This is a genomic window from Streptomyces acidicola (assembly GCF_009377235.1).
GTDB lineage: Bacteria > Actinomycetota > Actinomycetes > Streptomycetales > Streptomycetaceae > Streptomyces > Streptomyces acidicola.
In genome coordinates this window covers 1-3,597 of the sequence record NZ_VMNX01000438.1, presented here as the reverse complement: position 1 = coordinate 3,597, position 3,597 = coordinate 1, and the positions used below count along the sequence as shown (strand labels likewise).

The 3,597-nt window shown below is 70.7% G+C and carries 3 protein-coding genes; 2 read left to right on the top strand and 1 reads right to left on the bottom strand.

What is annotated here, in order from left to right; translation table 11 throughout:
- Positions 1 to 567: Fpg/Nei family DNA glycosylase (locus FPZ41_RS45575; protein WP_152870687.1), on the top strand; the 567-nt coding region annotated here is incomplete at its 5' end.
- A 58-nt stretch (positions 568 to 625) separates the two neighbouring features.
- Here FPZ41_RS45575 and FPZ41_RS45570 read toward each other — a convergent pair.
- Entirely contained in the window at positions 626 to 1,855 is a 1,230-nt protein-coding gene (locus FPZ41_RS45570) for a GNAT family N-acetyltransferase (RefSeq protein ID WP_152870685.1), read from the bottom strand.
- A gap of 191 nt (positions 1,856 to 2,046) precedes the next feature.
- Between FPZ41_RS45570 and FPZ41_RS45565 the strand changes: the two genes are divergently transcribed.
- Positions 2,047 to 3,219, top strand: a complete 1,173-nt coding sequence (locus FPZ41_RS45565) for a PP2C family protein-serine/threonine phosphatase (protein WP_152870683.1) — start codon at positions 2,047 to 2,049, stop codon at positions 3,217 to 3,219.
- Positions 3,220 to 3,597 lie beyond the last annotated feature (378 nt).

Sequence of the window (3,597 nt, the reverse complement as noted above, 5' to 3'; positions counted from 1 at the left end):
CCCCCACCCACCGACACGGTCCGCCTCCGCCTCGCGAACGACACGACGTACGTAGACCTCCGCGGTCCCACCACCTGCGCACTGATCACCAACCCCGAGAAGCAGGCCGTACACGACCGCCTCGGCCCCGACCCCCTCCGCCCGGACGCCGACCCGTCAGCCGCGTACCGCCGCGTCTCCCGCAGCCGTACGACGATCGCGGCCCTCCTCATGGACCAGAAGGTCATCGCGGGCGTCGGCAACGTCTACCGCGCCGAGGTCCTCTTCCGGCACAACATCGACCCGTACCGCCCCGGAAAGCACATCACCCCGGGCGAATGGGAAGCGATGTGGGCCGACCTGCTCGAGCTCATGCGCGAGGGCGTGCGCAACAACCGCATCGACACCGTCCGCCCGGAACACACCCCGGAAGCCATGGGCCGACCGCCCCGCGTCGACGACCACGGTGGCGAGGTGTACGTGTACCGCAGGGCCACGCTGCCCTGCCACATCTGTGGCGGCGAGATCCGCACCGTCGATCTCGCCGCCCGCAACCTCTTCTGGTGCCCGACCTGCCAACAGAACTGACAAGCGGGCAGACCCGAATCCACCGCGACCACGTACCAGAATCCCGAATCCGCGTCCCTCAGAACCCGTGCGGCAGCCAGGGCGCCACGGCCGAAGAGAAACCCACCGACGCCTCCGCCAGCGCACCCTGCCGGAGCTCCCGCACCCGCCCGGCCGCCGCCAGCGACGCCAGGCTCACCCCGCCCAGATACGCCTCCCCCAACTCCCGTACGGACAGGGCGAGGTCAGCGGGGTCGTCCGTCCGCAGACAGCTCGCGCCCTTCGTGTCACCGATGAGCCGCCAACGTCCCTCGTTCCAGGGGCAGAACGCGTCCTCGACCTCGAACACCACGTCCACCGGCGCCTGGTACGTCCGCGCCTGAAGCGCCGCGCCCACGTCCACGAGCCGCAGGTGCAGCGTGTCCCGTATCCGCACCTGACAGCGCCGGATGTCGGACACCATGTGCAGCCACGCCTCGTCGACCGGCCGCCCGTACGCGATGACCTTCGACGTCAGGTCGATGTCGAAGAGGAACCGCCACAGGGCCGCGTGCGCGGCCGGGTCGAGGGCCTCCAAGTCCCGCAGGTGTACGACGTTCCGGGCACCCGACTGGTCCCAGTCGCCCTTGATACGGAAGCGGGTGTAGCCCACGACCTCCCCACCCCGCTCGGCCACCACGCACTGCAGGGGCGACTGCCCGTTCCGGTCGCTCTCCGGGTCCAGCAGCCCCAACCGCTCCCAGCCGGGCTGCCGCGCCAGCATGCCCGGCCGTTCCGGCACCCGCCGTGCGTACACCGCCTCGCACGCGTCGACCACCTCGGCCGGCGGCACATACAGCAGGCGCACCTCGTCGGTGCCGGGCGGCACGAACAGCCGTACGCGGGTGGTGTCCACCTCGACGTTGGACTGGTACGTGGCGGCCCCGTAGCCGAACCGGCCGTAGATCACGGGCTCCGAGGCGGTCAGCACGGCGAGGGGCTCACCCCAGGAGCGGATGTCGTCCAACTGCCGCCGCATCATGGCCCGTAGCAGTCCGCGCCGCCGATGGGTGGCCGCGACGCCCACCATCGTGATGCCCGCGGCCGGTACGGAGGCGCCTCCCGGGACCGTTATCCGGAAGGTGAAGGCGCCCGCCGTGCCCACGCATTGGTCATCGTCCCAGGCGCCGATGGCGCGGTCGTGTTCCGTGAGGTCGTGCCACAGCTCACGCTCCTCGGGCGACTCGGCCACACCACCGAAGGCCCGGATGAAGTTGCCGTACCAGGTGTTCCAGTCGGCCTTCCGCAGCACCCGCAAGTCAGTCGCCATACGCCATGCCTACCAGGACAATCCGGGCCGGTCGAACCATTTTCGCCCGGCTGTCGGGGGCGCCACGGCCCGGTCCGTGGTGTCTCCTCGTGTGGGATCTGTGTGAGATTCGTCGTGAACCGGCCCTCGGAAGGGGGACAAGTAGGACCTCCTGTGCACAAGAGCTGGTCCGATCGATAGGGTCCCGAACAATGGCAGCAGGACGAGAGCGGCGCGCGGAGGCCGAGACGTTCACGGCCCGGTTGAGGAAAATGGCTCACCGGGTCCGCACCGGCGTGCGTAAATCCGCCGTCGACTACTTCCGGGGGGACGGCTCCGACTGGGTCGCGCTCGCCGGTCTGATGCTGACGATCCCCCTGATCGCCGCGTGCACGATGGCCAACTCGGTGTGGGTGTCCCCGGCGGTCCTCGTCCTCCCGATCGTCGCGGGCGGCCTGCTGCTGCGCCCGGCCAGCCTGCTGGCGCTGTACGCGGCTGCCGCGACCGCGCTGATAGTCGAGTCCGTGCAGCTCGGACCGTATACGGAGGGCCCGTCCCGGGTGACCCCGGGCATCGTGCTGGTCGTCGCGGCCTGCGGCTTCTTCGGCCTCCTCATCGCCCAGTTCCGCAGCCGGGTCGGTGTGCCCTGGCGGCGGGGCGGCACGATGCTCTTCGACCTGCGGGAACGGATCCGGGTACAGAGCAAGCTGCCGCAGCTGCCGTTCGGCTGGCACCGGGAGATGGCGCTGCGGCCCGCGGGAGGGCAGTCCTTCTCGGGCGACTTCGTGGTCGCTGCCCGCACGAACGGCGGCCGCACGCTGGAGGTCGTCCTCACGGACGTCTCGGGCAAGGGCATGGACGCGGGCTCACGCGCGCTACTCCTCTCCGGTGCCTTCGGCGGCCTCCTGGGATCGCTCCCACCCCATGCCTTCCTCCCCGCCGCGAACGGCTACCTCCTCCGCCAGGACTGGGACGAGGGCTTCGCGACCTCGATCCACCTCGTCCTGGACCTGGACTCGGGCGACTACGAACTCTTCTCCGCCGGGCACCCGCCGGGGCTCCAGCTCAGCGCGGGCAGCGGCCGCTGGGAGGAGAAGGTCGCGGAGGGCCCTCTCCTCGGGGTCTACGACGGCGCCCAGTTCGACCCCGTCAAGGGTTCTCTCCGCCCCGGCGACGTCCTCATGCTCTTCACGGACGGCCTCGTCGAGACCTCCGACCGCGACATCGTCGAAGGCATCGACCGGCTCACGGGCGAGGCCGACCGCTATGTCGCCGGCGGTTTCCACGGCGCCGCCTGGCACCTCATCGAAGCCGTGGCCAAAGACGTGAACGACGACCGCGCCCTGCTCCTGATCTCCCGAGAGGGCGCCGCGGCCCCCCGCTGACCTGGACATCCACTGTCCCTGTGGGCTGCCTGGGCAGGTAGGCCATTCGCCGGGGCAGGCCGACCCGCCACATTCAGCCCTGCCCCGCACATTCCAGCCCCTCCGGCGTTTGGGGAGCGGGGGTCCGGGGGCCGGCCCCCGAAAAGCGGGGTCCGGGGCGGCGCCCGGAAGAGTGAGCAAGGAAAGAGCCCCGAAGCGCGGACCCGGGGGCGCGGCCCCGCGCTTCGCGGTGCAGGGGATGGCCCCGGACTTAGGGCCTGTACGGAGTCGTGATCAGCGACTTGGCTGAAGGCTGCGGATCCAGATGACGGCGCCTCGTAGGTGGAGTCCGGCAAGGTAGCTCTCGGGGGTCTTGTCATAGCGGGTGGCAATGCCGCG